The organism is Bifidobacterium callimiconis (assembly GCF_003952005.1).
Lineage (GTDB): Bacteria > Actinomycetota > Actinomycetes > Actinomycetales > Bifidobacteriaceae > Galliscardovia > Galliscardovia callimiconis.
This window is the reverse complement of record NZ_QXGJ01000007.1, coordinates 150,668-175,668: the sequence shown is the minus strand read 5'-3', so window position 1 is coordinate 175,668 and position 25,001 is coordinate 150,668. Positions and strand designations below refer to the sequence as shown.

The 25,001-nt window shown below is 62.9% G+C and carries 17 protein-coding genes; 5 read left to right on the top strand and 12 right to left on the bottom strand.

Annotated elements, in window-relative coordinates; genetic code table 11:
• Positions 1-116: 116 nt before the first annotated feature.
• Complete coding sequence (locus D2E23_RS08035; protein WP_126030396.1) at positions 117-773, top strand: hypothetical protein; 657 nt, start codon at positions 117-119, stop codon at positions 771-773.
• Between the two features lie 625 nt (positions 774-1,398).
• On the opposite strand, the gene D2E23_RS08030 is transcribed toward D2E23_RS08035, so the two are convergent.
• From D2E23_RS08030 to D2E23_RS11950, 5 genes are all read right to left on the bottom strand, one after another.
• Positions 1,399-2,922, bottom strand: a complete 1,524-nt coding sequence (locus tag D2E23_RS08030; RefSeq protein ID WP_338142180.1) for a CHAP domain-containing protein — start codon at positions 2,920-2,922, stop codon at positions 1,399-1,401.
• 70 nt (positions 2,923-2,992) lie between these two features.
• Positions 2,993-3,916 carry a permease-like cell division protein FtsX gene (ftsX, locus tag D2E23_RS08025; protein WP_126030395.1) on the bottom strand — a complete coding sequence of 308 codons (924 nt, stop codon included), beginning with the start codon at positions 3,914-3,916 and terminating at the stop codon, positions 2,993-2,995.
• A complete protein-coding gene (gene ftsE / locus D2E23_RS08020; RefSeq protein WP_126030394.1) occupies positions 3,913-5,292 on the bottom strand; it encodes a cell division ATP-binding protein FtsE in 1,380 nt (459 codons plus the stop codon). The genes ftsX and ftsE overlap by 4 nt, the downstream gene beginning before the upstream one ends.
• Positions 5,293-5,418: 126 nt before the next feature.
• The gene (gene prfB / locus D2E23_RS08015) at positions 5,419-6,555 is read right to left on the bottom strand and encodes a peptide chain release factor 2 (protein ID WP_126030393.1); all 1,137 of its coding nucleotides are present in this window, start codon (positions 6,553-6,555) and stop codon (positions 5,419-5,421) included.
• A gap of 280 nt (positions 6,556-6,835) precedes the next feature.
• Positions 6,836-6,967 (bottom strand): hypothetical protein, encoded by a 132-nt coding sequence (locus D2E23_RS11950; RefSeq protein WP_277596637.1) that lies wholly within the window; start codon positions 6,965-6,967, stop codon positions 6,836-6,838.
• Between the two features lie 217 nt (positions 6,968-7,184).
• Here D2E23_RS11950 and dapD point away from each other — a divergent pair, with 217 nt between their 5' ends.
• Positions 7,185-8,168, top strand: a complete 984-nt coding sequence (gene dapD / locus D2E23_RS08010; RefSeq protein ID WP_126030392.1) for a 2,3,4,5-tetrahydropyridine-2,6-dicarboxylate N-succinyltransferase — start codon at positions 7,185-7,187, stop codon at positions 8,166-8,168.
• Between the two features lie 544 nt (positions 8,169-8,712).
• Here dapD and D2E23_RS08005 read toward each other — a convergent pair.
• A complete protein-coding gene (locus tag D2E23_RS08005) occupies positions 8,713-9,999 on the bottom strand; it encodes a citrate synthase (protein WP_126030391.1) in 1,287 nt (428 codons plus the stop codon).
• A gap of 416 nt (positions 10,000-10,415) precedes the next feature.
• Positions 10,416-11,192 carry a type I methionyl aminopeptidase gene (gene map, locus D2E23_RS08000; protein ID WP_126030390.1) on the bottom strand — a complete coding sequence of 259 codons (777 nt, stop codon included), beginning with the start codon at positions 11,190-11,192 and terminating at the stop codon, positions 10,416-10,418.
• 197 nt (positions 11,193-11,389) lie between these two features.
• Here map and D2E23_RS07995 point away from each other — a divergent pair, with 197 nt between their 5' ends.
• Positions 11,390-13,462 carry a M13 family metallopeptidase gene (locus D2E23_RS07995; protein ID WP_126030389.1) on the top strand — a complete coding sequence of 691 codons (2,073 nt, stop codon included), beginning with the start codon at positions 11,390-11,392 and terminating at the stop codon, positions 13,460-13,462.
• A 450-nt stretch (positions 13,463-13,912) separates the two neighbouring features.
• Positions 13,913-14,584, top strand: coding sequence for a single-stranded DNA-binding protein (locus D2E23_RS07990; RefSeq protein WP_126030388.1), 672 nt, complete (start codon positions 13,913-13,915; stop codon positions 14,582-14,584).
• Positions 14,585-14,699: 115 nt separating this feature from the next.
• Here D2E23_RS07990 and D2E23_RS07985 read toward each other — a convergent pair whose 3' ends face one another.
• Positions 14,700-16,517, bottom strand: coding sequence for a proline--tRNA ligase (locus tag D2E23_RS07985; RefSeq protein ID WP_164520739.1), 1,818 nt, complete (start codon positions 16,515-16,517; stop codon positions 14,700-14,702).
• Positions 16,518-16,651: 134 nt separating this feature from the next.
• Between D2E23_RS07985 and D2E23_RS11615 the strand changes: the two genes are divergently transcribed.
• Complete coding sequence (locus D2E23_RS11615; protein ID WP_164520738.1) at positions 16,652-18,679, top strand: SCO7613 C-terminal domain-containing membrane protein; 2,028 nt, start codon at positions 16,652-16,654, stop codon at positions 18,677-18,679.
• A gap of 151 nt (positions 18,680-18,830) precedes the next feature.
• Here the strand turns inward: D2E23_RS11615 and D2E23_RS07975 are convergent, their stop codons facing one another.
• The 4 genes from D2E23_RS07975 to D2E23_RS07960 all read right to left on the bottom strand — a co-directional run bounded on the left by D2E23_RS07975 (position 18,831) and on the right by D2E23_RS07960 (position 24,813).
• Positions 18,831-20,156, bottom strand: coding sequence for a polysaccharide deacetylase family protein (locus D2E23_RS07975; protein WP_126030387.1), 1,326 nt, complete (start codon positions 20,154-20,156; stop codon positions 18,831-18,833).
• A gap of 624 nt (positions 20,157-20,780) precedes the next feature.
• On the bottom strand, positions 20,781-22,199 hold the full coding sequence (locus tag D2E23_RS07970) for a DEAD/DEAH box helicase (protein ID WP_126030386.1): 1,419 nt from the start codon (positions 22,197-22,199) through the stop codon (positions 20,781-20,783).
• A gap of 87 nt (positions 22,200-22,286) precedes the next feature.
• Positions 22,287-23,429, bottom strand: coding sequence for an iron-containing alcohol dehydrogenase family protein (locus D2E23_RS07965; RefSeq protein WP_126030385.1), 1,143 nt, complete (start codon positions 23,427-23,429; stop codon positions 22,287-22,289).
• Positions 23,430-23,586: 157 nt separating this feature from the next.
• Positions 23,587-24,813, bottom strand: a complete 1,227-nt coding sequence (locus D2E23_RS07960; protein WP_126030384.1) for an aspartate aminotransferase family protein — start codon at positions 24,811-24,813, stop codon at positions 23,587-23,589.
• Positions 24,814-25,001 lie beyond the last annotated feature (188 nt).

Here is a 25,001-nt window from a genome sequence, read left to right as displayed (position 1 = left end):
GAATGCAGAAGACGTCCATTCGATACTTGCATATGCTGAAGTGCGTATCCGGCGGCCACGTCATCATATTGCGCACAACGACAATGCCCATGGCGGCACAATTCTCGGAGGATCACATGACCATGTTCACTTCCCGGCATCCTGAAGCGCATCGTCGCACAACCATTATCATCGTCATCATTGCCGCGCTGTTGCTGTTGACGATCGGAGGAGTCGCAGCGGTCCGTGGCGTGCAGGATGCACATCGCGATGCGCTGGCGGACTGTCGGGACGCGGAGCAAACCATGAAGTCGGAAGTTCTGGGACGGGACAACCTTGTTGACGATCATCCGGAGCTGAAGAATCTCAGCACGTCGCAGGTACAGGATGAAACCGCAGTGACCGATCTGCAGTCGCTGATCGCAAGCTTCAGCCAGCCATCCAAGGATCTTGCATGCCATGCCAACGCTGATACCGCATCATTGAAACGCACCACTCAGCGTATGAAAGATACCGCCCGTCAGGCACGGAAACAGGCCGAGGACTTTCGCACTGCGTATAAGCGGTTCCTTGACAGTCAGGCCGATAAGGAATTTGCCGACGCCAAGGACTCTCTCGCGGCGGCCAAAACGCGGGGCGAACAGATCTACGAGCAATACCAAGATTCAGCATCCCCTGAATATCTCAATGCACTACGCAAGGCTTTAGACTCCACCGACGATTCCGACGCCTCCACAACCGCGCAATCCATCAACACCATCAGCACCGCGATCAACGACGTGCTATATCGATAATCTCTTTCGTCCCATGCATCTTTAGAAATTAAAGTACGACACACTGTCGAATACCTGCATATATTCCCGTTGGGGAATCTTCATGGTCTTTGACCAGTGGAACGACATCGGTTCGTCGGATGAACAACTTATTGTCATCTGACTGTCGGGAACCATATTGATTGTTCCTCGCAAACCTTCAAAAGCCACCTTGTTTTGCCGAAGAGTGGTAAGACCGCGAGATTCAGTGGAATCGAATGCGATGCATTGCAAATCGGACAGCGTTGCGTTTTTCAAGACGATATTGACGGAAACAATATTGCTATTCATCGGAGAGGCACAACTCATATCAGCATCGCAAGCCTTTGACTCGCTTGAAAGCGAATCAAAATTCAACACACGTATGCCTATCACAATGCAAATGATGCTCAGAATACACATGAAGACCGTGGGGAGAAAACTTCGTTGTTTCAAAAACGCCCTCCGTTTTCTGCATCTCAATACGCGTCTGAACGAAAACGACTAATGACAGGATTTTCACATAAAAAGAAACCTCTAACAAACCACAAAACTCGCATGTCCAACGGTACCCGGGGGTGGTTGGGCATGCGAGTTTTGTGGTTTTGGAGGCTAAGGGAACGCCGGATCAGTAGTGGACGTAGGTGTAGGCGCCGCTGGCGGCGTTGCGGATGGTCTGGTAGTAGATCTTGCCGTTCATCGACTTGCCGCAGTTCGAGGTGACGATCGAACCGTCAGACAGCACCTGCTCCACGATGGCCACATGGCCGTACACGGCGCTGGAACCGTTCTGACCGGCACGGAAGGAGATCGCGGCGCCCACGTGCGGCGTGGTGTTCACCAAGTAGCCAAGACGACGACCGGTGTTGCCCCAATCCTGACCGTTGCCCATGTAGGAGCCGACGGGAAGTTTCATTTCACTGCGGCGGACGTACGCCCACCAGGTGCACTGGCTGTACTCGTAGACGTTGCCGACATTACCGGTGTTGTGGCCGTAGCAGTAAGAGGCACCCGCAGCGCAGTTGCCAGGCACGGAGTAGTTCATGCCGGAGGCACCACCCGAGGAACCCGAAGACGAGGAACCACCGGACGAGGACGAGCCGCCCGACGACGAACCGCCACTCGAGGACGATCCGCCCGAAGACGACGAACCGCCGGAGCTGCTGCCGCCCGAGGAGGACGAGCCGCTGTTGCTGGGCCTGCTGCTCGAAGACGACGAACCGCTCGACGGGCGGGTCGTGCCCTGTCCGCCGCTGTTGCCGTTGATCTGCTGCTGCGCGCTCTGCTTGGCGGCGGCCTGCTGCGCGGCGATCTGCTGGTTGTAAGAGTCGATCTGCGACTGAATCATCACGGTCTGCGCGGCCTGCTGCGCCGCAGCGGTCTTCAGCTCGCTCTGGCGGGACTCCAGTTCGGCACGCTGCTGGTCGCCCTTGTTGCGCAGGTCGTTGAGCGATGCGGTCTTGGCCTGGGCGTCGGCCGCGGCCTGCTTGGCCTCGGCGGCCTTGGTCTCGGCAGCGGTCTTCAACGTGGTGATCTGCTTTTCAATGGCGTCCAGACGATCCTTGCGGTTCATCTGAGTGCTCTTGGCCGTGGCGGCCTCGTTGGCGGCAGTGGACTCGGAACGGGTCACGGCCGCGTCGGACTGCATGGTCTTGATGAAGTCGTCGGTGCTCTTCGCGCCCGTCACCACGCTCATAGTGTCGGATGCGGCCGAACCGTGGAAGCTGTCGCGGGCCAGCTGGGCCACGGCGGCGTGCGCATCGTCGTAGTCCTCACCGGTCTGCTGAATCTTCTCCTCAAGATCGGCCTTGTCCTTCTGCGCGGCCTCAAGTCTGGACGCCGCGGCATCGGCCTCGCCCTGAGCCGCTTCGGCGGCATTGGCCGCGTTGTCGGCGGCTTCGATGGCGGCCGGAATCTGGTTGTTGGTCAGGTCGTCGAGCTCAATGATCTTCTGTGCCAGATCACTGCTCACACCGCTCAGCTGCGACTCGAGGCTCTTCTGCTTGGCCTTGCTTTCCGACAGCTGGCTGTACGACGGAACGGCGTTGGCCTCCTGGGCCGGAACGCCGAGCGACGCCAGCGCCATCGACGCGGCCATCCCCAAGCCTGCGACGATCGCGATGGCTTTGGTGCTTCTACGCATTACGGTCATAACGTCTCCTTACGCATTCGGCGCACAATAATAACCCATGAACCTGAGAATGCCTGATTTCAGGCCGATCTCAGGCCTTCAGATACTTTCTCAGCGAAATCAGGGACGCCACTGCCGACAACAGTATGGCCCCAGCGATCAGTGCCGGCGAGATCAGCAGTACCGTACCGATGTTCACGAACGGCATCCACGTGATCGTCTGCGCGAGCGATCCCTCCACGAAGATCTTGACGATGCCGGCGAGCGCCGCGCACGACAGGATCGATCCGATGAGCGAGGCGATCACGCCCTCGAGGATGAACGGCAGCTGGATGATCCAGTTGGATGCGCCCACGAGTCGCATGATCTCCGTTTCGTTCTTGCGCGACGCGGCGGACATGCGGATCGTGGTTCCGGTGAGCATGATGGCCACGAGCACCATTACGGCTGCGAGCACCACGGTGACGGCGGTGCCGCGGTTGAGTACGGCGAACACGGGTTCGAAGATCTGCCGCTGGTCCTGCACTTCCTCAACGCCGGTCTTGCCGGAGAGCACTTCGGACACCTGCTGGTATTTCTCGGCGTTGGTGAGTTTGAGTCGCAGCGAGTCCTGCATGTCGTCGGCGGTGAGTGTGCGGCCCTGGTATACGCCGCCCGGATACTGCTTGGTGAACGTGTCGTCGAAGAACTGCTGCTTGCTCACGTACGTGATCTTGGAGACCTCGTTGTGCAGTTCCTCCTTGATCGTGTCCTGGATGTCCATGATCTCGTCGGTGGTGGGCGCCTTGCCGGACGCACAGTTGGCGGACTGGCTGGTGCCGTCAGGGCAGAGCCACACCACGACCTCCACCTTGTCGTACCAGGTGCCCTTGGCCTTGGTGATCTGCGCCTGCATGAGCACGGACGCGCCGATGAACACGAACGAGATGAAGGTGACGAGCATGACGGACAGAATCATGGATCCGTTGCGCTTGATGCTGGTCCAGGTTTCCGAAAGGACGAATCGGAATCTCATCGTGTGCTCTCCTGCTGGTCGTTCGTATGGTTCTGGTTGCCGTTTCCTCGACGTCCGTGCGGCGGTGCGGGCGGAGCCGGCGGGGTGGGCGGTTTGGGCGCGGACTTCTTCTTCGTGCCGTTCGGCTTGCGCTTGGACGCGGACGATGCCGACTGGCTGGGCTTGGGCGCGGCCGGCGGGGCGGGTGCGCGCTTGGGCTTGAATTTGGCGTCGGGATCGTTCTCGGGCTGGGCTGGCGCCGATGCGGCCGACACGGATGCGGCCGGCACGTTCTCCGCACGATCGTCGGTATTGTCGTCGATTGCGGGAGCGTTCGTCGTGTTTCCGTCGTCGTTGATGACGGTGCTGTCATCGATGACGATGCCTCGACCCCAGGTGAGCGTGGTCTCCACGGGGGCGAATGCTTCGCCGTATCGGCCGGTTCGACCGGAGTGCACGGAGTTGGCGAGACGGGCGATGCCTTCGTCGCCGGCGGTCACGTTGTTCACGGCTTCGGCGGCGGCCAGCACGCCTTCGGTCACGGAACGGGTCTTGTCGTCGAGACGATCGGTGGACTTGGCGGCCGACTTCGACTGCGCGTCGTCGGCATCGGGCGTGCCTTCGGCGCGTGCGCGCAGCTGGGTGCGACCATCCACGCCGAGTGCCTTCTGCGCCCTCGCCTCCACTTCCGCGTCGGGGAAGTACGTGGCGGAATCATAGGATCCCTGAGCCTCGTCACGTACGATCTTGCCGTTGTGCAGCTCCACCACGCGCTTGCGCATGGAGTTGACGATCTCCTCGTTGTGCGTGGCCATCACGATGGTGGTGCCGGTGCGGTTGATCGCCTCGAGCACCTCCATGATGCCCACCGACGTGGTGGGGTCCAGGTTTCCGGTGGGCTCGTCGGCCAGCAGGATCTGCGGATGGTTCACGTAGGCGCGGGCGATGGCCACACGCTGTGCCTCGCCGCCGGACAGCTCGTGCGGCAGACGGTCCTCCTTGCCGGTCAGGCCCACGGTCTGCAGCACCTGCGGCACGAGCGACTTGATCGTGGACCGGCGGGTGCCGATCACCTCGAGCGCGAACGCCACGTTCTGATACACGGTCTTGTTGGCCAGCAGCTTGTAGTCCTGGAACACGAATCCGATGGATCGGCGATACTGCGGCACCTGACGGTTGCGCATGCGACGCAGATCGTTGCCCGCCACGCGGATGTCGCCTTCGGTGGCCAGCTCCTCGTGCAGCAGCAGACTCAGCAGCGTGGTCTTGCCGGAACCGGACGCGCCCACGAGGAACACGAACTCGCCACGATCGATGTCGAGCGTGATGTCGTCAAGCGCCGGACGTGATCCACGCGGATATATTTTGGTGACGTCCTTAAGCGAAATCAGTGCCATTGGTATCCCCTACCCCGATCAATCGCGATCGATCAGACAATCCCTACCGATTGTCATACCGATATTCAGATATTCAGATATTCGAAGCCGGCCGCCGGCGTGATGCCAACGGCCGGTGTCGTCGACTTAGTTGGCGGCTTCGGCCTCGGCCTGCGCCTCACGACGCTGCTGGTGACGCCAGCGGATACCGGCGTCGATGAACTCGTCGATCTCACCGTCGAACACGGCCTGCGTCTGCGAGGTCTCGTATCCGGTACGCAGATCCTTGACCATCTGGTACGGGTGCAGCACGTAGGAACGCATCTGATCGCCCCAGCTGGCCTTGATGTCGCCGGCGAGCTCCTTCTTCTTCTTGGCCTCCTCCTCATGCTTGAGCACGAGCAGTCGGGACTGCAGCACGGCCATGGCGGACGCGCGGTTCTGGATCTGGCTGCGCTCGTCCTGCATGGTGACCACGATGCCGGTGGGAAGGTGGGTGATGCGCACCGCGGAGTACGTGGTGTTCACGCCCTGGCCGCCGGGGCCGGAGGAGCAGTACGTATCCACGCGGATGTCGCTGTCCGGAACGTCGATGTGATCGGTGGCCTCGACCAGCGGCACCACCTCGACCGCGGCGAAGCTGGTCTGGCGGCGACCCTGGTTGTCGAACGGGCTGATGCGCACCAAACGGTGGGTGCCGCCCTCCACGCTCAGGCGACCGTACGCGTACGGAGCGTCCACCTGGAAGGTGGCGGACTTGATGCCGGCCTCTTCTGCGTAGGAGGTGTCCATCACCTTGGCCTTGTAGCCGTGGCGCTCGGCCCAGCGCAGGTACATGCGCAGCAGGATCTGCGCCCAGTCGGCCGCATCCACGCCGCCGGCGCCGGAGCGGATCGTCACCACGGCGGAACGCTCGTCGTATTCGCCGTCGAGCAGCGTCTGGATCTCCAGATCGGCCAGGTCCTTGCCCAGCGTCTGGATTTCGGACTCGGCTTCGTCGAGGGTGTCCTTGTCGCCCTCCTCCTGGCCGAGCTCCACCAGCGTCTCCACATCGTCGATGCGGGAGCCGGCACCCTCGATGCGCTTGAGCTGGGATTCCGCCGCGGACAGACGGCTCGTCACCTTCTGCGCGTTCTCGGGATCATCCCACAGGCCGGGCGCGCTGGCCTCCTTCTCGAGATCCTTGATCTGTGAGCGCAGGGAATCAAGATCGATCGCGGTGGCGATCATGTCGTACTTGGCACGCAGTTCGCTGATGCCTTGGGAAAAATCAAATTCTGCCATCGTTGTTCACCTTACAGTCATGCTGGTCGTTCATTGCCGGTCGGTCTTCCTGATTTAACAGGCCTTGCACAAACCGCGACGACTGGCATGTCGCGGCTGGTGGAAATAGGGAAATCGGTATTCGTCGTCGTTCGTATCGGACGGTGTCGGACGGCGGCCGGAACATGCCCGACGTGGGTCACGACATTTCGCGGTTCGCTCATGGAACCGTTCCGCCACTTGGGATCGTTCCACGTGAAACGCTGCCGATGGGATCGTCGACAACTACGGGATCGACGCGTCAAAGACCGGCGTACAACGCCGGAATAACCAAACTGCCGAGCATGCCGACGGCCACGACGACGCTCACCGCCCGTGCGACGGTGCGACGACGACGCGTCTGCTGCTCGCGTTCTTTCCGGTATTCGTTCACAAAGCGCCATTGTAACGGTTCCCCCTCACAAAACACAGCGTTTTGCGGCCGTGAGACGTTCGTCTGACGGGTAGACGGGAGGATTTATTGTTAAGAGCGGAATCCGTATGCGCGGCCCGTGCATGTTCATGCGCGGATCAGGCCCGCACGCGGCCGGTCGCCATATCACCGGATATGGTCGGCCAATTCGATTCGCATCCAATCCGAAGGAGCACAAATGACCGAATCACGCAAGGCATGGGGCTGGGGACTTGCCAGCGTCGACGCCGCCGGCAACACCCTCGACGTGTGGTATCCGCAGCTCGAACTCGGCGACGCGCCCGCCGACGACAAGCGTCCCAACCACGACTTCGGTGCGCTCGTCCATGATCAGGCCGACGCCCGTGGCGTGCGCCGCGTGCCCGTGTTCACCGTCTCCGCACTCGACGAGCCGATCGTCGACGCCGCCGACGCCTACCTGCGCCTGCACCTCATGAGCATGCGTCTCGCCAAGCCGAACACCCTCAACCTCGACGGCATCTTCGGCAAGCTCAACAACGTCGTGTGGACCAACTACGGCCCGTTCGCCGTGGAGGACTTCGCCCTGCGCAAGCTCGACGTGCTCAAGGCCACCGCCGGCAGCCCGCTGCCCACCGCCGACGTCAACGTGCTGTCCGTGGACAAGTTCCCCCGCATGATCGACTACGTCGTGCCCTCCGGCGTGCGTATCGGCGACGCCGACCGCGTGCGTCTGGGCGCCCACCTGGCCGAAGGCACCACCGTCATGCACGCCGGATTCGTCAACTTCAATGCCGGCACGCTCGGCACCTCCATGGTCGAGGGCCGCGTCTCCCAGGGCGTCGTGGTCGGCAACGGCTCCGACATCGGCGGCGGCGCCTCCATCATGGGCACCCTCTCCGGCGGCGGCAAGCTGCGCAACTCCATCGGCGAGCACTCCCTGCTCGGCGCCAACGCCGGCATCGGCATCTCCCTTGGCGACAACTGCGTCGTCGAAGCCGGCCTCTACGTCACCGCCGGCACCAAGGTCACCATCTACGACAAAGCCAAGGTCGCCGCCGGCCAGCCGCTCGACGTCGTCAAGGGCGCCGAACTCTCCGGCAAGGACAACATCATGTTCATCCGCAACTCCGTCAGCGGCGCCATCGAGGCGCGCAGCCGCAAGAAGGGCATCGAACTCAACGCCGCGCTGCACAAGAACTAACCGAAAAAAATTCGGGGATGGAGCGTCGTCCGCGTTGCCGAAGACTCGACGTATTCAAATACGCCTTCGCCTTCGGCGCCTTGACGACGCACGCATCCCCGATTTTTTATCTCCCCGTGCTCCCTCCGTGGGGGGGCGGCCGACAGAGGCGGACCGAGGGAGAGAACTTGGCGCACACAGATATCGGCCCCCCTCCCTCTGTCACGACATTCGTCGCGACATCTCCCTCCCTCGGAGGGAGAACACTGGAGAGTCCGATCTCAATCCCCGTGTGCTCCCTCCGTGGGAGGGAGCTGGACGCCGGAGGCGGACTGAGGGAGGGCGAACCAAGGAGCAGACGGTTCGCTGCGGGTGTGTATCGGGTCCGCGACGGACCCGCAGCGGGGAAGTTGCTACACTGCGGGTCCGTCGTTGCAGCCGTACAAACCCGCAGCGGGCAGGTACGTTCGCTGCGGGTTTGTCGCGATAACAGAACGGACCCGCAGCGAAGGATCATCCCCGCTGCGGGTCCGTAGCCGACCGACAACCAAACCGCAGTTATCCCCTACCGCTGGTCGATGGGCACGTAGGCGCGCTCGGGCTCGCCGGTGTACACCTGACGCGGGCGGCCGATCTTCGTGGCCGGATCGGCAAGCATCTCGCGATACTGTGCAATCCAACCAGGAATGCGCCCCAGCGCGAACAGCGTGGTGAACATCTGCGGATCAAAGCCGATCGCACGGTAGATCAGACCGGTGTAGAAATCGACGTTCGGATACAGGTGACGCGACACGAAGTAGTCGTCGTGCAGGGCGATGTCCTCCAGTTCCAGCGCCACGTCGAGCAGCTCCTGTTCGCCGGCAAACACGTCGGAACGCTGCTCCATGATCTGCTTCAGGTACTTCTTCGCGATGGCCGCACGCGGATCGTACGACTTGTACACGCGGTGGCCCAGACCGGAGATACGGCGACCGTCCTTCTTCGCCTCCTCCACGAACTCCCTGACGCTCTTGCCGGAGTCACGGATCTCCTCAAGCTGGCGCAGCACGGCCTCGTTCGCACCTCCATGCAGCGGGCCGGACAGCGCGTTGATGCCCGCCGCCACGGCCGAATACAGGTTCGCGTGCGCGCTGCCGGCGATGCGCACCACCGACGTGGAACAGTTCTGCTCATGATCGGCGTGGATGATGAGCAGCTTGTCGAGCGCGTCCACCATAAGCGGATCGGATTCGAACTTGACGTACGGCACGGCGAAGCTCATGCGCAGGAAGTCGTCCACATAGCCGCGCAGATAATCCGGATACATCATCGGCTCGTCGCGACGACGACGGTGAATGTGCGAAACGATCGTACGCACCTTGGCCATGATGTTGGCCGCCGCCTCGTTGAGCTGCCCGGGATCGTTGATGTCCACGGTGTCGGGATGGTAGGCGGCGAGCGCATTCACGGCGGAGGCGAGCACGCTCATCGGGTGGGACGTGCGCGGGAACGAGCCGAGGAACGCGCGGAACTCCTCGCCCACCACGGTCTTGCGCAGAATGTTCTCGCGGTACTTCGAATACTGGGCCGCGGTCGGCAGCTCGCCGTACTGGAGCAACCACGCCACTTCGAGGAAGTTCGAATGCTCGCACAGCTGGCTGATCGGGTATCCGCGGTAGCGCAGCACGGAGTTGTGTCCGTCGATGAACGTGATCTTGGATTCGCACTGCGCGGTGGTGAGGAAGCCCGGGTCCAGTGTGACCCAGCCGTCGTTGCGGAGTTTGGACACCACGATGCCGTCGGGCCCGCAGGTGGCCTTCACGACCGGCAGATTGTACGCGGTGGATTCCACCTCCAGCTTTGCTGTAGACATTTGCCCTCCCTAAAACTCTGCGATCCGTACGTCGTCATCCGCACATCTGCGATATCTGTATGCCGATGCGTGGCTGCACGTCGAAATGAACGCCGAAAAACGTACGAATCGTCCGACTCACGAAGTGTACGAGCCGTAATGTCGTCTTAGGTTACAGGATGCGCGGCGCCGATGCCGCGTAATGCCCATTTTTAGGGACCGGTTCCGTGGGCTTCCCCTTATGTCGATTTTTATGCTTCCCCTTGAGGGGAAGTTGTCGACGGAGTCGACTGATGAGGTGAGCCAACGTGGTCGATATCACCTCATCAGTCAGTCTTCGACTGACAGCTTCCCCTCAAGGGGAAGCCAGCGGAGTTATGGGAGAGTCGACCGCTAGCTTCCGTTCCCAAAGGGGAAGCCAACAGAACTACGGGAGACTAGTCGCGGGCGGTGAGGATGATCGGGTCGCCGTCGGTGATCGCGATCGTGTGCTCGCTGTGGGCGCCGCGGGAGCCGTCGGCGGAACGCAGCGTCCAGCCGTCCTTGGCATCCTGGTAGATCTCGTCGGTGCTCTTGAGGAACCACGGTTCGATGGCGATGACGAGGCCCGGGCGCAGCTTGTAGCCGTGGTGCGCCTTGCCGTCGTTCGGCACGTGCGGATCGCCGTGCATGATGCGACCTACACCGTGGCCGCCGAACTCGAGGTTCACGGTGTAGCCGTAGGAGTGCGCCACGTCACCGACGGCGGCGGAGATGTCGCCCAGACGGTTGCCGGAACGGGCCTGGTCGATGCCGGCGGCGAGCGCCTCCTCGGTGCACTTGATCAGTCGCAGATCCTCGGGGTCGGGGTCGTTGCCCACCACGAAGCTGATGGCGGAGTCGGCCACCCAGCCGTCCACGTTGATCGCCAGGTCGAGCGACACCAGATCGCCGTCCTTGAGCGTGTAGTCGTAGGGCACGCCGTGCAGCACGGCGTCGTTCACGGAGGTGCAGATGTAGTGGGCGAACGGACCGGTGCCGAAGTCGGGGGCGTAGTCCACGTAGCAGGATTCGGCGCCCTTGCGCGATTCGATGCGGCGCTTGACGAAGTCGTCGATCTCGAGCAGGTTGGTGCCCACCTTGGTGGACTTCTTGAGATCGGAAAGGATGCCCGCCACGAACTTGCCGGCGGGGCGCATTTCGTTGATTTCCTGAGGTGTCTTGAGTTCGATCACTGCTGATTCACTTTCTGCGTTCTACAGTTTTCCAATCCACTGTACTCATCGTCACTGTACTGCAACGTCTCGGCATGCGTTGATAACCGTTCTCAGGTCGGCAGCCGCCTGCGATCGATCGCACAAAACGTCGTGTGAAACATTAGCCATGCGGAATATCACGGCCATAAGTATGGCCGGATCGTTACTCTGGAATCATGACAGACACGCTTATTTCCGGCATCGATCCGGCATCGTTCTCTTCCGTGATCAAGCCTTCCGATGATTTCTTCCGCTACGTCAACGGCCCGTGGATCGACACGTATTCGCTTCCCGAGGATCGTGCGCGGTTCGGTGCGTTCGACAAGCTCGCCGAGAACGCGGAAAGGGATGTTCGTGACATTCTCGAGGATGAGGACAGTCCGGCGATCAAGTCGGCGGTGCTCTACCGTTCGTTCCTGAATCAGGATGCGATCGATGCGGCGGGCATCGAACCGCTTCGCCCTGATCTGGATGCCGTGGATTCCGCCTCCGACAAGGCCTCGCTTACCCGTGTGCTCGGTGCGCTCAACCCGGCGGGCGGCCCGGATCTGATCGGGCTCATGGTCTACCCGAACCCGGGCGACCCGGATGTGAACGTGGCGCACATCGAACAGGCCGGTCTGGCACTGCCCGACGAGGCGTACTACCGCGAGGACCGTTACGAGCAGGTGCGCGCCGCCTACGTGGACATGGTGGCGAATCTGCTGCAGCTTTCCAAGTACGCAGCCACCGGCGACGAGGCGAGCCGCCTGGCCGAGCGCTTCCTCGACGTGGAGAAGCGCATCGCCCGCCATCACTGGGACGTGGTGGCCACGCGCGACGAGGACAAGACCTACAACCCCACCGATTACGCGGATCTGAAGTCCACGCTCGCCGACTTCGACATCGAGGCGTGGGCGCAGGCGTGGCAGACCGCCTACGATCAGACGGTGGCCGCCGGTCTGCTGCCGATCGACATGCATGCCGTGCTCGCCAAGACGATCGTGCATGAGCCGAGCTTCCTGACGGGTATCAACCGCTTCTGGGCGGAGACCGATCTCGACGATCTGAAGCTGTGGGCGCGCGTGCACCTGCTGATCGGCTGGGCCGGCTATCTGAGCCACGAGTTCGATCAGGCTCGTTTCGACTTCTATGGCAAGGTGCTTTCCGGCACCACCAAGCAGCGCGACCGTTGGAAGCGCGCGGTGTCGCTGGTCAACGGCATCAGCGGCGAGGACGTGGGCCGCGAGTACGTGCGCCGTCACTTCCCTGATTCGTCGAAGCAGCGTATGGAAGAGCTGGTCGCCAATCTGATCAGCGCCTACCGCGCGTCGATCCAGGCGAGCGACTGGCTGGGCGAGGAGACCAAGGGCAAGGCGCTGGAGAAGCTGTCGAAGTTCTCCCCGAAGATCGGCTACACGAACCACTGGCGCGACTACGGTGCGCTGAGCGTGTCCGACGACCTGTCGCTGGTCGAGAGCCTGCGCAACGCGTTCCGTTACGAGGCAGGCTATCAGCTGTCGAAGGCCGGCAAGGCCGTGGACAAGGACGAGTGGCTGATGAACCCGCAGACGGTGAACGCCTACTATGAGCCGACGATGAACGTGATCGTGTTCCCCGCGGCGATCCTGCAGCCGCCGTTCTTCGATCCGAACGCCGAGGATGCGGCCAACTACGGTGGCATCGGCGCGGTGATCGGCCATGAGATCGGTCACGGATTCGACGATCAGGGCAGCAAGTACGACGGCGACGGCAAGCTGCACGACTGGTGGACGGCCGAGGATCGCGCGAACTTCGAGAACCGTACCAAGGCGCTGATCGAACAGTACAACGGATTCGTTCCCGCGCAGCTGGCCGAGAAGTACGAGGCCGCCGGCCATCCGGAAAAGGCGCCGCATGTGAACGGCGCGCTGACGATCGGCGAGAACATCGGCGATCTTGGCGGCGTGAACATCGCCATCAAGGCGTACGCGATCTCGCTGGGCGCGCCGAACGGTTCGACCGAGGCCGTGTCCAAGGCGCTGGAGAAGGCACCGGTGATCGACGGATTCACGGGCGCGCAGCGGTTCTTCCTGTCGTATGCGTCGATCTGGCGTGGCAAGAACCGTGACGAGCTGGCCGAACAGTATCTGCAGATCGACCCGCACTCCCCCGCCGAGTTCCGTACGAACGGCATCGTGCGCAACGTGGACCTGTTCTACAAGGCGTTCGGTGTGACCGAGAACAACAAGATGTGGCTGGCTCCCGACCAGCGCGTCCGCATCTGGTAGTTCGCGCCAACCCCTTCGTTCTCCCTCCAAAGGAGGGAGATGTCACGGCCGGGCCGTGACAGAGGGAGGGATCCAGCACCCTTATGGAACGCGATCCCTCCCTCAGACGCGCTACCGCGCGCCAGCTCCCTCCCACGGAGGGAGCACACGGGAATCAGGCCATGCACGCGGATGACGGAAGTTATCCACATTTTCCCCGACGGTGGGGCACATTGGCGCACATTCCCCACAACACTTCCCTTTTCACGCACATCTGACGCACAGTGGATATCACCGTTGCTGCGGTGACCGGAATCATGGGCGATCCTCCCTCCCAACCAGGCACATGCCAATCAAGCACACGCCGATTCACGCCCATGAATCCTGCTCCGCTGCGGTGACGGGCCAACGTGCATCGACGTCAGTGCAGACGACGCAGCCGATGCGGAAATAAGGAAAGGGGCATCAGCCATGGCACAATCGCAGATCACCATCACCGGCAACGTGGGCGCGGACCCGACCCGATTCGGCCAGGAGGGAGGCACGCCGGCGTGCTCCTTTCGCCTGGCGTCCACCCGTTCGTTTTGGAATCGAAGAACCAACGCGTGGCAGGAGGCCACCACGACGTGGATCACCGTCAAGGCCTTCCGCTCGCTGGCATTGAACGCGATGCAATCACTGCATAAAGGAGACGCGGTGATCGTATCGGGCACATTGGCCACCGAGGAATGGGAGCGCGACGGGATGACGCGCACCAATCTGGTCATCGAGGCCGCCACCGTGGGGCATGATCTGACCAAGGGCCGATCAATGTTCGTCAGGAATCCCGGCAACGGCGGCGGATATCAGACGGGAGGAGGGGATGGCGGCTGGCCCGGCCCCCGCAACGGGGACGGCAACGGCCCGGATGGCGCATCCGCACCGAACGGATCGCCCAACGTCGGCAACGGGAACGGCAGGATCGGCGTCGATCCGTACAACACTCCGACCATGGGTGACGGCAACGACGAGTTCACCGGTTTCGAAGGCAACGGCGGCTGGCCGAATCCAAGCGCCGGGCAAAGCGGAGGTCAGGTGTATCCGGCCCAGCCACAACCGCCTGTCTCCTCCCCCGAATCCGAGCCAGCCCCAGTTGGGGTCTAGGACATAATGACCTGACCGGCACAGAGAAGAAAAACAAGGGACCGGCCGCGAAGATGCGGTCGGTCCCTTTCTGCGCCTATCGTTCTGCGCCTATCGGCGGTCAGCCGCTACCGGATCAGGCGAGCAGCGCCTTGACGCGGTCGGCGATGGCGTCGGCGGCCTCGGCCACCGGCACGGCGACGTTGTTCTCGCCGTTGCGGTCGCGCACTTCGATCGTACCGTTGTTCACGGTGTCACGACCGGCCACGGCGATCACCGGAACGCCGATGAGCTCGGCATCCTTGAACTTCACGCCCGGGGAGACCTTCTTGCGATCGTCGTAGATGACCTCGAGACCGCGCTCCTCCAGCTCGGCGACCAGCTTCTCGGCGGCCTCGAACGCCTCGGCGTTCTTGCCGGTGGCCACCACATGCACCTGGGCGGGGGCGATCACGGTCGGCCAGGCCAGACCGCGCTCGTCGTGATGCGTTTCGGCGATGCAGGCCAGCACGCGGGAGACGCCGATGCCGTAGCAGCCCATCCACACCGGCACGGCCTTGCCGTTCTGATCGAGCACCTTGAGGTCCAGCGCCTTGGAGTACTTGAGACCCAGCTGGAACACCTGGCCGATCTCCACGCCGCGCTCGAAGCTCAGCGGGCCGGAGCCATCCGGGCTCATGTCGCCGTGACGGACCTCGACGGCTTCCACGGTGCCGTCAGCCTGGAAGTCGCGGCCGTACACGAGGTTGTAGTAGTCGACCTCGTTCTCGTCGGCGCCGGTGAACCATGCGGAGCCCTTGACCACGTGGGCGTCCACGAAGTAGCGGATCGGATCCTCCACGCCGGCGTCCTTGGCCTGCGGGCCCAGGACCATCGGTCCGATGTAGCCGGGAACCAGTTCCGGATGCTTCTTGAGATCCTCCTCGGTGGCCTCCTCGAGCTCGGCCGGGGCGAACTGCGCCTCGAGACGCTTCATATCCACGGTGCGGTCGCCGGGAACGCCGACCACGATCACCTCGCGCCACGGCTCGTCATGATCCGCGTCCTCGGCGTGCTTGACGGCGATGACCACGTTCTTGAGAATGTCGGAAGCCTGCCATTCACGGCCGTCGTCGCGCGGCTTGTCGGCGTTGCCGCGCTCGATCATCTTGTCGATGGTCTTGGCATCGGGCGTCGCGCGCTTCTCGGCGGCGGGGGTGTTGGAGCAGTCGATCTCCGGCAGTTCGGGCGTGTGCAGAGCCTCAACGTTCCAGGCCTTGCCGGACGGGGCGAGCGCGAACGTGTCCTCGCCGATCGGCATGGGGGCAAGGAACTCCTCGGATGCGGAGCCGCCCATCGGGCCGGACATGGCGAACACGGGCACGTACTTGAGGTCGAGACGCTGGAAAACGCGCTCGTAGGCGCCGCGCTCGTCGTAATACGCCTTCTTCAGGCCCTCCTCGTCGATGCTGAACGAGTAGGCGTCCTTCATCACGAACTCACGGCCGCGGATCAGGCCGGCGCGCGGACGGAACTCGTCGCGGTACTTGGTCTGGATCTGGTACAGGGTGACGGGCAGGTCCTTGTACGAGGAGTACATGTCCTTGACCAGCAGGGTGAACATCTCCTCGTGCGTCGGCGCGAGCAGGTAGTCGGCCTGATGACGGTCCTTCAGACGGAAGATGTTGTCGCCGTACTCCTCCCAGCGGTGGGTGGCCTCGTACGGTTCGCGCGGCAGCAGTGCGGGGAAGTGCACCTCCTGGGCGTCGATGCTGGCCATCTCTTCGCGGATGATCGCCTCGATCTTGTTGAGGACCTTCAGACCCAGCGGCAGCCAGGTCCAGATGCCGGGGGCGGCCTTGCGGATATAGCCGGCTCGCTGCAGCAGTTTCGCGGAATCGACGTCCGCGTCGGCGGGGTCCTCGCGCAGCGTGCGCAGGAACAGAGTAGACATACGAAGGGTATTGGAAGTCATGTGTTCCAAGGTATTCGGTTTCACGGACATCATTCACGGCGCGGATTTCCGTCGTGACGACGGCGCAATATCGACGTCGACCTTGTCATGACGACGATGTTGTGGACACAATGGAGGGGACGAAGGAGGCACCCATGCCCGACCCGGTCCCCGAATTTCATCCGTCCACTCCGTCACAACCGATCGCGTGGCCCGTCAGCACCGCGCAACTGCGCGACTCCACATTGAATCCCGACGACTTCTCGCCGATTCGCGGACGGTTCACGCCGACCGGACTTGATCTTGAGGATCCGCGCTGCGCCACGGTGCTGGAACTGAGTCGTTCGGCGGCCGATCTGCTCGACGAACGGGCGCGGCTCATCGACGAGATCCGTTCGTCGACGACGACCGCGGTGACGCGAACGACGCCTGTGGGCCCGACCGTTCCGCAGACGGCAGCGGTTCCCCCGGCGACGCCGCCCGCGCAGCCCACGCAGCCCACGCAGCCCACGCCGATGTCGACGCAACCGCAACTGACACAGCCGCAACCGCAACCAACAGCAGAATATGCCGCACCGTCGCCTCAAGCCTTTCCCGATCCCCCGCAACCTCTAGGACCTCACCCCTTCGGACCGCAGCTTCTCGGCTTCCAGCCACAGACCCCGACCGCGTTCTCGCAATCCCCAACGAACGGCCGAACTGCCGCAACAGTCCCCAGACGTTCCCGCGCGTCCGCCGTGCAGGTTCTGCTGCTGGTGCTCGGCGTCGGACTCATCGGACTCGCCGTATCCGTGTTCGCATTCCTCACCTATCCATTGTTCGGCAACGCCGCGCGCACGATCTGCATCGCCGTCACCGGATTCATCGGCCTCGCCGTATCCGCCGCGATCGGCGGCAAAACACGCGTCACCGCGGAGGGCGTGGCCTGGGCATCGTTTTTCGCATTAACCACTGCAAGCGTACTGGCCAGCAAACTCGGGCCGATACCCCGACTGCATCTGCGGGATCTGGTCACCGGACTGATGCTGCTCATGGTCGCCGCGATCGCCATGGCACTCAGTCTGGCGACGGCGAAACGGGCGACTCCCACCCGCGCGTATTCCCTGGCCGCCAGTCTGCTGACGCCTCCGGCATTGGCCATGATCGGCAGCACCAGTCTGCTCGGTCGCACCGGGCAGAGCCTGACGGTCATCACGCTGATGGCCGTCGTGCTCGTCGCGGCGTATCTGCTGCCCGCGTCGCGGCTGCCGGATGCGGAACGGCTGCTCATGACATTGGAATCGTCCTTCATTCTGATGGTGATAGGTCTCGGTGATTTCGCAAACCCGAACCATGTGCGGTACGCGGCGGCCACGTCACTGGCCGCCTACGCGGTTCCGATGATCATCGCCACACTGATGTGGATTCGCACAGCCGCTGGTCCACAGGCCGTTCGTCCGACGCCTTCGGAACGTCCAATGTCTCCGGTCGTGCCGATCCCCGTCACCCAATCGGAACACAATCCACAGCCTGTGACACCTGTTCCGCCGACGCCGGGCGCTCAGTCGATGCCGGATTCGCGGTCCCGGCAACGCGCGCGCACCACGATCGCCGACGCGAACCGTTGGATCCTCACCATCATCACGTCGATGATGGGCGTGGGCATGATGGGACTGTCGTTGACGAACGACTACCGCCCGCTGCCGCCGGACGTGCCTGCTGCGTTGTTCGGCGTGGCGGCGCTCGTGATCGGATCGATGTGGATGAGACGACGTCCCGCACTGCGCAGCTGGCCCGCGCTCTGGCCCGGCCTGACGACGCTGCTCGCGCCGATGCTGCTCGTCTCGTGGAATGAACGGTGGGCGCGCGACCAGATCGTGTACGGAACACTGCCCGGAGGCATGACACCGGCCAGTCCCGGCCACACGTTCCCGGTGCGGGAGATCCTGCTGTTCGTAATCGCGCTGGCTGTGCTGATCGCGGGGGCGTTACTCAGCTGGCAGGCGCCGCTCATCGCCGGCACGGCAACGCTGATTCTGCACGTGATCGTATTGCTGTGGTCGTGGATCGTCATGTTCTCGCTGGCGTTCTGGTGGGTATGGCTGGCGGTCGGCGGCATACTGCTCGTAACGATCGCGGACCGCTACGAACGCAGTCTGGGCGCTGCGAAAACCCTAGTCACCAGAATCTCACAACTCCGCTAACCATCACACCCACCCCCCACATTCTCCCTCCGAGGGAAGGAGATGTCATGGCGAACGTCATGACAGAGGGAGGGAACCAGCCATCGTCAAGCCCACCCCTCCCTCGAACCGTCCATCACTCTCGCAAAAGCAGAGCGCACGCAAGACGAACCTACCGATCCGCAAGCACCCCGCCGGCGTAGGCGTCGGAATCTCCGGCAGAGTAGTAGATCTCGCCGGGCCGGGCGCCGCCCTCGAGCAGCTTGCTCACGGTTACGAAATGATATCCCTGATCCTGCAGCTGTTTCACGATCCGCGGGATCGCCTTGGCCGTGCTGCCATACGTATCGTGCAGATCGACGATGGATCCACTCAACGTGGTATCCACCACCTGCTTCACGGTGGCGTCGGCGTCACGACTCTTCCAATCCTGCGAATCGATGTTCCACAGCACCAGACTCATGCCATCGGCCTTGGCCTGGCTGAGCACGGCATCGCTCCATGCGCCGTCCGGCGCTCTCAGAAGCGTCGGCCGACTGCCGATCGCGTTCTCGATCGCATCGGAAGTCTTGTCAAGGCTGGTTTTCAGATCGCCGGCCGACAGCGCATGCAACTGCGTATGCGACCACGACATGCTGCCGATCTCATGGCCTTCCGCGGCTGTTCGTTTGAGCAGGTCCACGTTGCTGCCGGTAATGTTCTGCCCTTGCACGAAGAACGTGGCTGGCACGCCGGCCTTGTTGAGCACGTCAAGTACCTTGGGCGTGTTCGTTTTGTCCGGTCCGTCGTCGAAGGTGAGCGCCACGCATTTGTTCAGTCGGCAGTCGAGCGGCATCGCGTCGCGCACGGCGTCGGTGGCGGATTGCAGATCGGCCATCGCGTCCTTGGTGGATTCAGCGGTCAAGTTGTTGGTCTTCTGCAATGCCGTGGCCGTGTCGATCGCGCCGGACAGCGTGGTGCGCAACGATTCGTCGACCTTGCCCGCCGACACGTCGAGCACGGTCTGCGCAATGGATATGAGATACGACAACCGCGTCCGCACGTTGACGGACTTCTGATCCTCAATGCTGGCCTTCACGTTGTCGGCTGCGTACTGCACTTCGCCGGTGCGTTTGAACATGGGCGTGATGGCGTCATTGAACGAGCCGGCGAGGGTATTGAGGTCGTCGGTGCCGGCGCTGCCCGAGCATTGGCTTTCGTTGAGCGCATTGAGGTCCAGGCCGATCACGGAGCTGTCGTTGGTGCCGGCGAGATCGTTGAGCGTATCGAGCAGTTTGGTGTTGGCCACGTCGTCGGATGGGGTCTTGCCGAGCTCACGCGCGGCTTTCATGGTGGCGGTGTAGGTGGTGACCGTGGTGGCGTATTTCGATTGCGCGCTCTGGCAGGAACGCAACGCTTCGGCATGCGCCTGCGCACGGGAATCGGCCACGCCACGAGCGATCGTGACGCCGGCGATCAGCGCGAGCACGGCGAACACGGCAAGAAACGCGATGAGCAACGGCTTGGGACGGTGACGGGGCAGGGGCGGGCAGAAGTTGCGCCTGCAACGCCAGCGGAATCAGCGTTCCGGCCTTCCGAGATCATGTCATCAGTATCGTCATTGGAAAAACCACTGCCGTTCTCCCACTCACGTGCGAATGAATCGAGGTCGTCGTCCGTGTCAGGTTCGGTGACGTCCTCGTCATGCCCGTCCTTCATGAAATCACCTCCCCCTCTTCAGCGTAGCGACTGCCGAGAGGCACAGCTTCATTTTTCACCATATCAGTCAGGAGCAAGGCAAGGGCAAAACAGCACCGCGTTTGGTGCTGCGACGACCTATCTCGTAGTTGTGCTACAGATCAGCACCACTGCAGACACCTAACCAGCGTTTATGAGGTCCTTTGCTTGGCATACTCGCTTCATAGGAAGCGTAATCAAGAACCACTGAGACAGCTTTCTCCAACAAACTATCGAAAAATGCAATGCAAACGACAGCCTCTACTTGAAGAAGGACCTCACAAGTCAAGGTTAGGTGTTTTCGACCCACGTGAAGGACCTCACAAACGGCAGATAGCCGTTCATTACCGCCATGAAAGCACGGATCAGGGCATCACTCCGGCCGGCATCGCCCCCAGATGAGATTTCAGAACAGGGCGTCCTGGGCGAATTCGTCGTCGGAGTCGGCGGCCATGCGCCGAAGCACTGCCGGACTGAACGCGTCCGGGCCGTTGGCGGCCAGGTGCGCGGCGGCATCGTCGGAGGCTTCGCGCAGTTGGGAGTCGAGCATCACGGCGTCGGGCGAGACAAGGAACGCGCGCTCGTTCAGGCCATGCAGGTACAGGCCGTTGAGCGCCTCGACTCGGGACAGCGCCACATAGCCCATGCCGGGCGCGAACGTACGACGCAGATCCATCACGGCGCGGTCGAGCGTCATACCCTGCGACTTGTGGATCGTGATACCCCACGCGCAGCGCAACGGCACCTGGCTGACGGATGCGAGCACCTTCTCGCCGTCCATCATCTCCCAGTCGGCCGGCTTCATAGTCACGATATTGCCGTTCTCGAACCGTACGATCGGCCATCCACCCTTGCTCTCGTCGGCGAATCCGGTCACCGTGCCGATCGAACCGTTCACGTACTGTCGGTCCGCATCGTTGCGCAGCGCCATCACCGCGGCGCCGGTTTTCAGGATCAGGTGTTCCGGTGCGAGCATGTTCTTCTTCAACCGTTCCACCAGCTGCGCGTTGCCGGCCGCCGTGGCGAGGAAGCCGTGCGGTTCGTCGTCGATCTCGTTCAGCCGCAGATCGTTGAGCGCGTCGGCCTGACGGTTTGTGGGGAACAGGTTCGTGGCCACCACGCCCGGTTCGGGCATCATGCCGATGCGCCCGCCCAATACGGCACGGTCGGCATCGGTCACGCCGCCATCGCGGATGTCGGTGAGCACGGTGAGCAGCTGGCCGTCGTCCTGACGATGCTGTTCGGTCAGGTAGCAGATCGTGGGCGCGAGCGCCTCCCACACCAGCGACTCGGTGACGAACCCCTCCGGGTCCAGTCCGCGCCGCGCGTATTCCTCGCGTGACCGCAGGAACTCCTCGGTGGGTGCGACCACGTCGTTGTTGCGCCCCGAACGGCTGACCGGCGGCAGCTGGAAGAAGTCGCCGGACAGCACGACCTGCAGTCCACCGAACGGCCGCGGATCACGGCGCAGTTCGCGGCAGACGCGGTCGACCATGTCGAACAGCCAGGCGTGCATCATCGACACCTCGTCGATCACCAGAATGTCGGTGGCGTCGATGGCCTTGCGTCGGCGGGTGCGGATGCGTTTGAGCGTGGCCTCCTCGAGGGACGTGCTCACGCCGACGCCGCTCCACGAGTGGATGGTCTGGCCGTTGATATGCGTGGAGGCGATGCCGGTGGATGCGGTGACCGCCACCGAGGCTCCCGCCTTGCGTGCCGCGGCGACGAACTCGTTGAGCACGTAGGTTTTGCCGGCACCGGGCGCACCGGTGAGGAACACGTTGGCGCCGGCGTTGAGGATGGCGAGGGCTTCGGATTGCAGCATAGGTCGCTATGGTACCCGCACCCGGAGGCGTTATACGAGACGCGGGACGCCTGCAACGCCCTGGTTACAGCGCCCGCAGCACCTCGGCTACAGCGCCCGGTAGATCGCCTCCACATCCTTCGGGGTGACGGCGCGCGGATTGACGGCGATGTTGCCGGACGCCATGGCGTCGTGGGTCATGCGGTCCACCACGGCGAGGAAGTCCGGACGGTCCACGCCGGCCGCCTCGAGCGTGTCGGGAATGCCGATCGCACCCAGCAGGGAACGGATCTCGTAGACGAAGTCGTCGGTGTCGGTGTATTCGATGTCGGGGAACAGAGCCTCGTGCATGAGCTCGTACTGGCCCTTGTCCGCGAGCGCGTTGAATTCGAGCACGCTGGGCAGTAGCAGGCCGTTGGCCTCACCGTGTGCCACGTGGAAGAACGCGGAGATCGGGTGGCTCATGGCGTGCACGAGTCCGAGCCTGGTGGATTCGAACGCGATGCCGGCCATGGTGGCGGCGACCATCATGCCGCGTGCAGCCTTGGCGTCGTCGCGGCGAGCGTAGAAACGCTTGAGGTATTTGCCGATCAGGCGCAGCGCCTCGAGCGAGTACATGCCGGAGAACGTGCTGTCCACGGTGTTGGTGAACGATTCGATGGCGTGCACCATGGCGTCGGTGCCGCATGCGGCTGCCACGCGGGCGGGGACGGTGGCGAGCACGCCCGGGTCGAGGATCGCGTAGGCGGGCAGCAGGAGCTTGCTGCCGACGGTGAGCTTGTAGTTACGCACTTCGTCGGTAATTACGGAGAACGAGGTGACTTCGCTGCCGGTGCCGGCGGTGGTGGGAATGGCGATGAACGGCACGATCGGGCCGGGCACGGTGTTCATGCCCTCGTAGTCGCCGATCTCGCCGCCGAACTTGGCGACCACGCCCACGGCCTTGGCCACGTCGAGCGACGAGCCGCCGCCGATGGCGATGATCGAGTCGCAGTCGTGATCCTTGAACAGTGCGGCGGCCTCGTCCACGCACACCGCGGTGGGGTTGGGCTTCACATCGGTAAACATGACGTGTTTGATGCCGGCCTCGTCGAGGGAGTCGGTGGCCTGCTTGGCGAGGGGCGCGTCGGCCAGGAACGGGTCGGCGATGATCAGCGCGTTCGTCATCTTGAGTTCGCCGGCGTAGGTGCCAAGTCGGCTCACGCCACCATAGTCGACGATGATGTTCTGCGGTACGGAAAACTTGAGCATGATAGTCCCTTCAATCTGCGGCGTCGTCGCCACGGTTTCCAGCATAGACCGGCACGGATGGGGAGACAAGCGGGCTCTCTACGGTCGGGAACGGCCGCGGAGAGCCCGTATATGAATCCGTTTGATCACGGCATGGCGGTCAATGCGACGATCGACGTCACTCTTTGCCTGCGGCGACGGCGTTCACGGAGTTGGTGAGGATTTCGATGGCCTGATCCACCTGCTTCTTGGTGACGATCAGCGGCGGAATGCAGCGGATGATGCTGTCGCCGATGGCGGTGGTGAGCAGTCCGCGCTTGAGCGCCGCATGCTTGACGTCCACGGCATTGACGGTGCCGTCGAACTCGAAGCCGACGAGCAGACCGCGGCCGCGGCTTTCCTTGATGTGCGGCAAGCTCTTGCCCTTTTCGATGAAGTACTTGCCGATCGTGGCGGCGTTCTCGGGCAGCTTGCGGCTGACGATCTCGTCGACTTCGGCGAGCGCGGCGGCGGTGCACATCGGCGAACCGCCGAACGTGGTGCCGTGCGTGCCGGGGGTCAGGGACGCGGCGATCGGATCCTTGGTGACCATGGCGCCGATCGGGACGCCGCCGCCGAGGCCCTTGGCCAGGGTGAAGATGTCGGGCTCCACGCCGTAGCCCTGCCATGCGAACAGGGAGCCGGTGCGCCCCCAGCCGGTCTGCACCTCGTCGAAGATGAGCAGCAGGCCCTCGTCGTCGCACAGCTTGCGCAGCCCTTCGAGGAACTCCTGCGTGGCCGGGTGCACGCCGCCCTCGCCCTGCACGGGTTCGACCATGATGGCGATGGTGTTGTCGGTGATCTTGGCCTTGAAGTCGTCGAGGTTGTTGAACTCGGCGTAGGCGAAGCCCGGGGTCATCTGGCCGAATCCGTCTTGGGCGAGCGATCCGGGCTGGCCGGTGGCGGCCAGGGCGCCGAACGTACGGCCGTGGAAGGAGTGCAGTGCGGAGAGGATCTCGTACTTGTGCGGGCCGAAGTGGTCGATGCCGTACTTGCGGGCGAGCTTGATGGCCACCTCGTTGGCCTCGGTGCCGGAGTTCTGGTAGAAGATCTTGTCGAATCCGGACAGGTCGCACACCTTCTTGGCGAGCAGCGCCTGCGGGATGGTGTACGGATAGTTGAACGTGTGCATGATGTCGCCGACCTGGTCGCGGATGGCGGCCACGACCTTGGGGTTGCAGTTGCCGGCGTTGTTCACGGCGATGCCGCCGTAGAAATCAAGGTAGGCGTTGCCGTCCGGGTCGTAGATGTACATGCCTTCGGCGCGTTCGGCGACGAAGTCGTAGCGTTCGTAGGTTTCGATCATGTACTTCTTGACGAGACTCTTGAGTTCGTCCTGGGAGAGTCCAGTTTCCGCAAGCTTCATCTCATGCTCCTTATCGTCATGGCGCTGTCCCGACCGCGATCGCAGATGGACCGCGAATGGTCGGATGGCGGTGCCGTACCGTTGCTGTACGGCTCAAACTCTAAGGTTTGCGTGTTTCCCTTCGCACGTGATTGTGTGACGCACGCATGACGATATGATGGCAGATTGGCCAATGATGAAGACCGGAT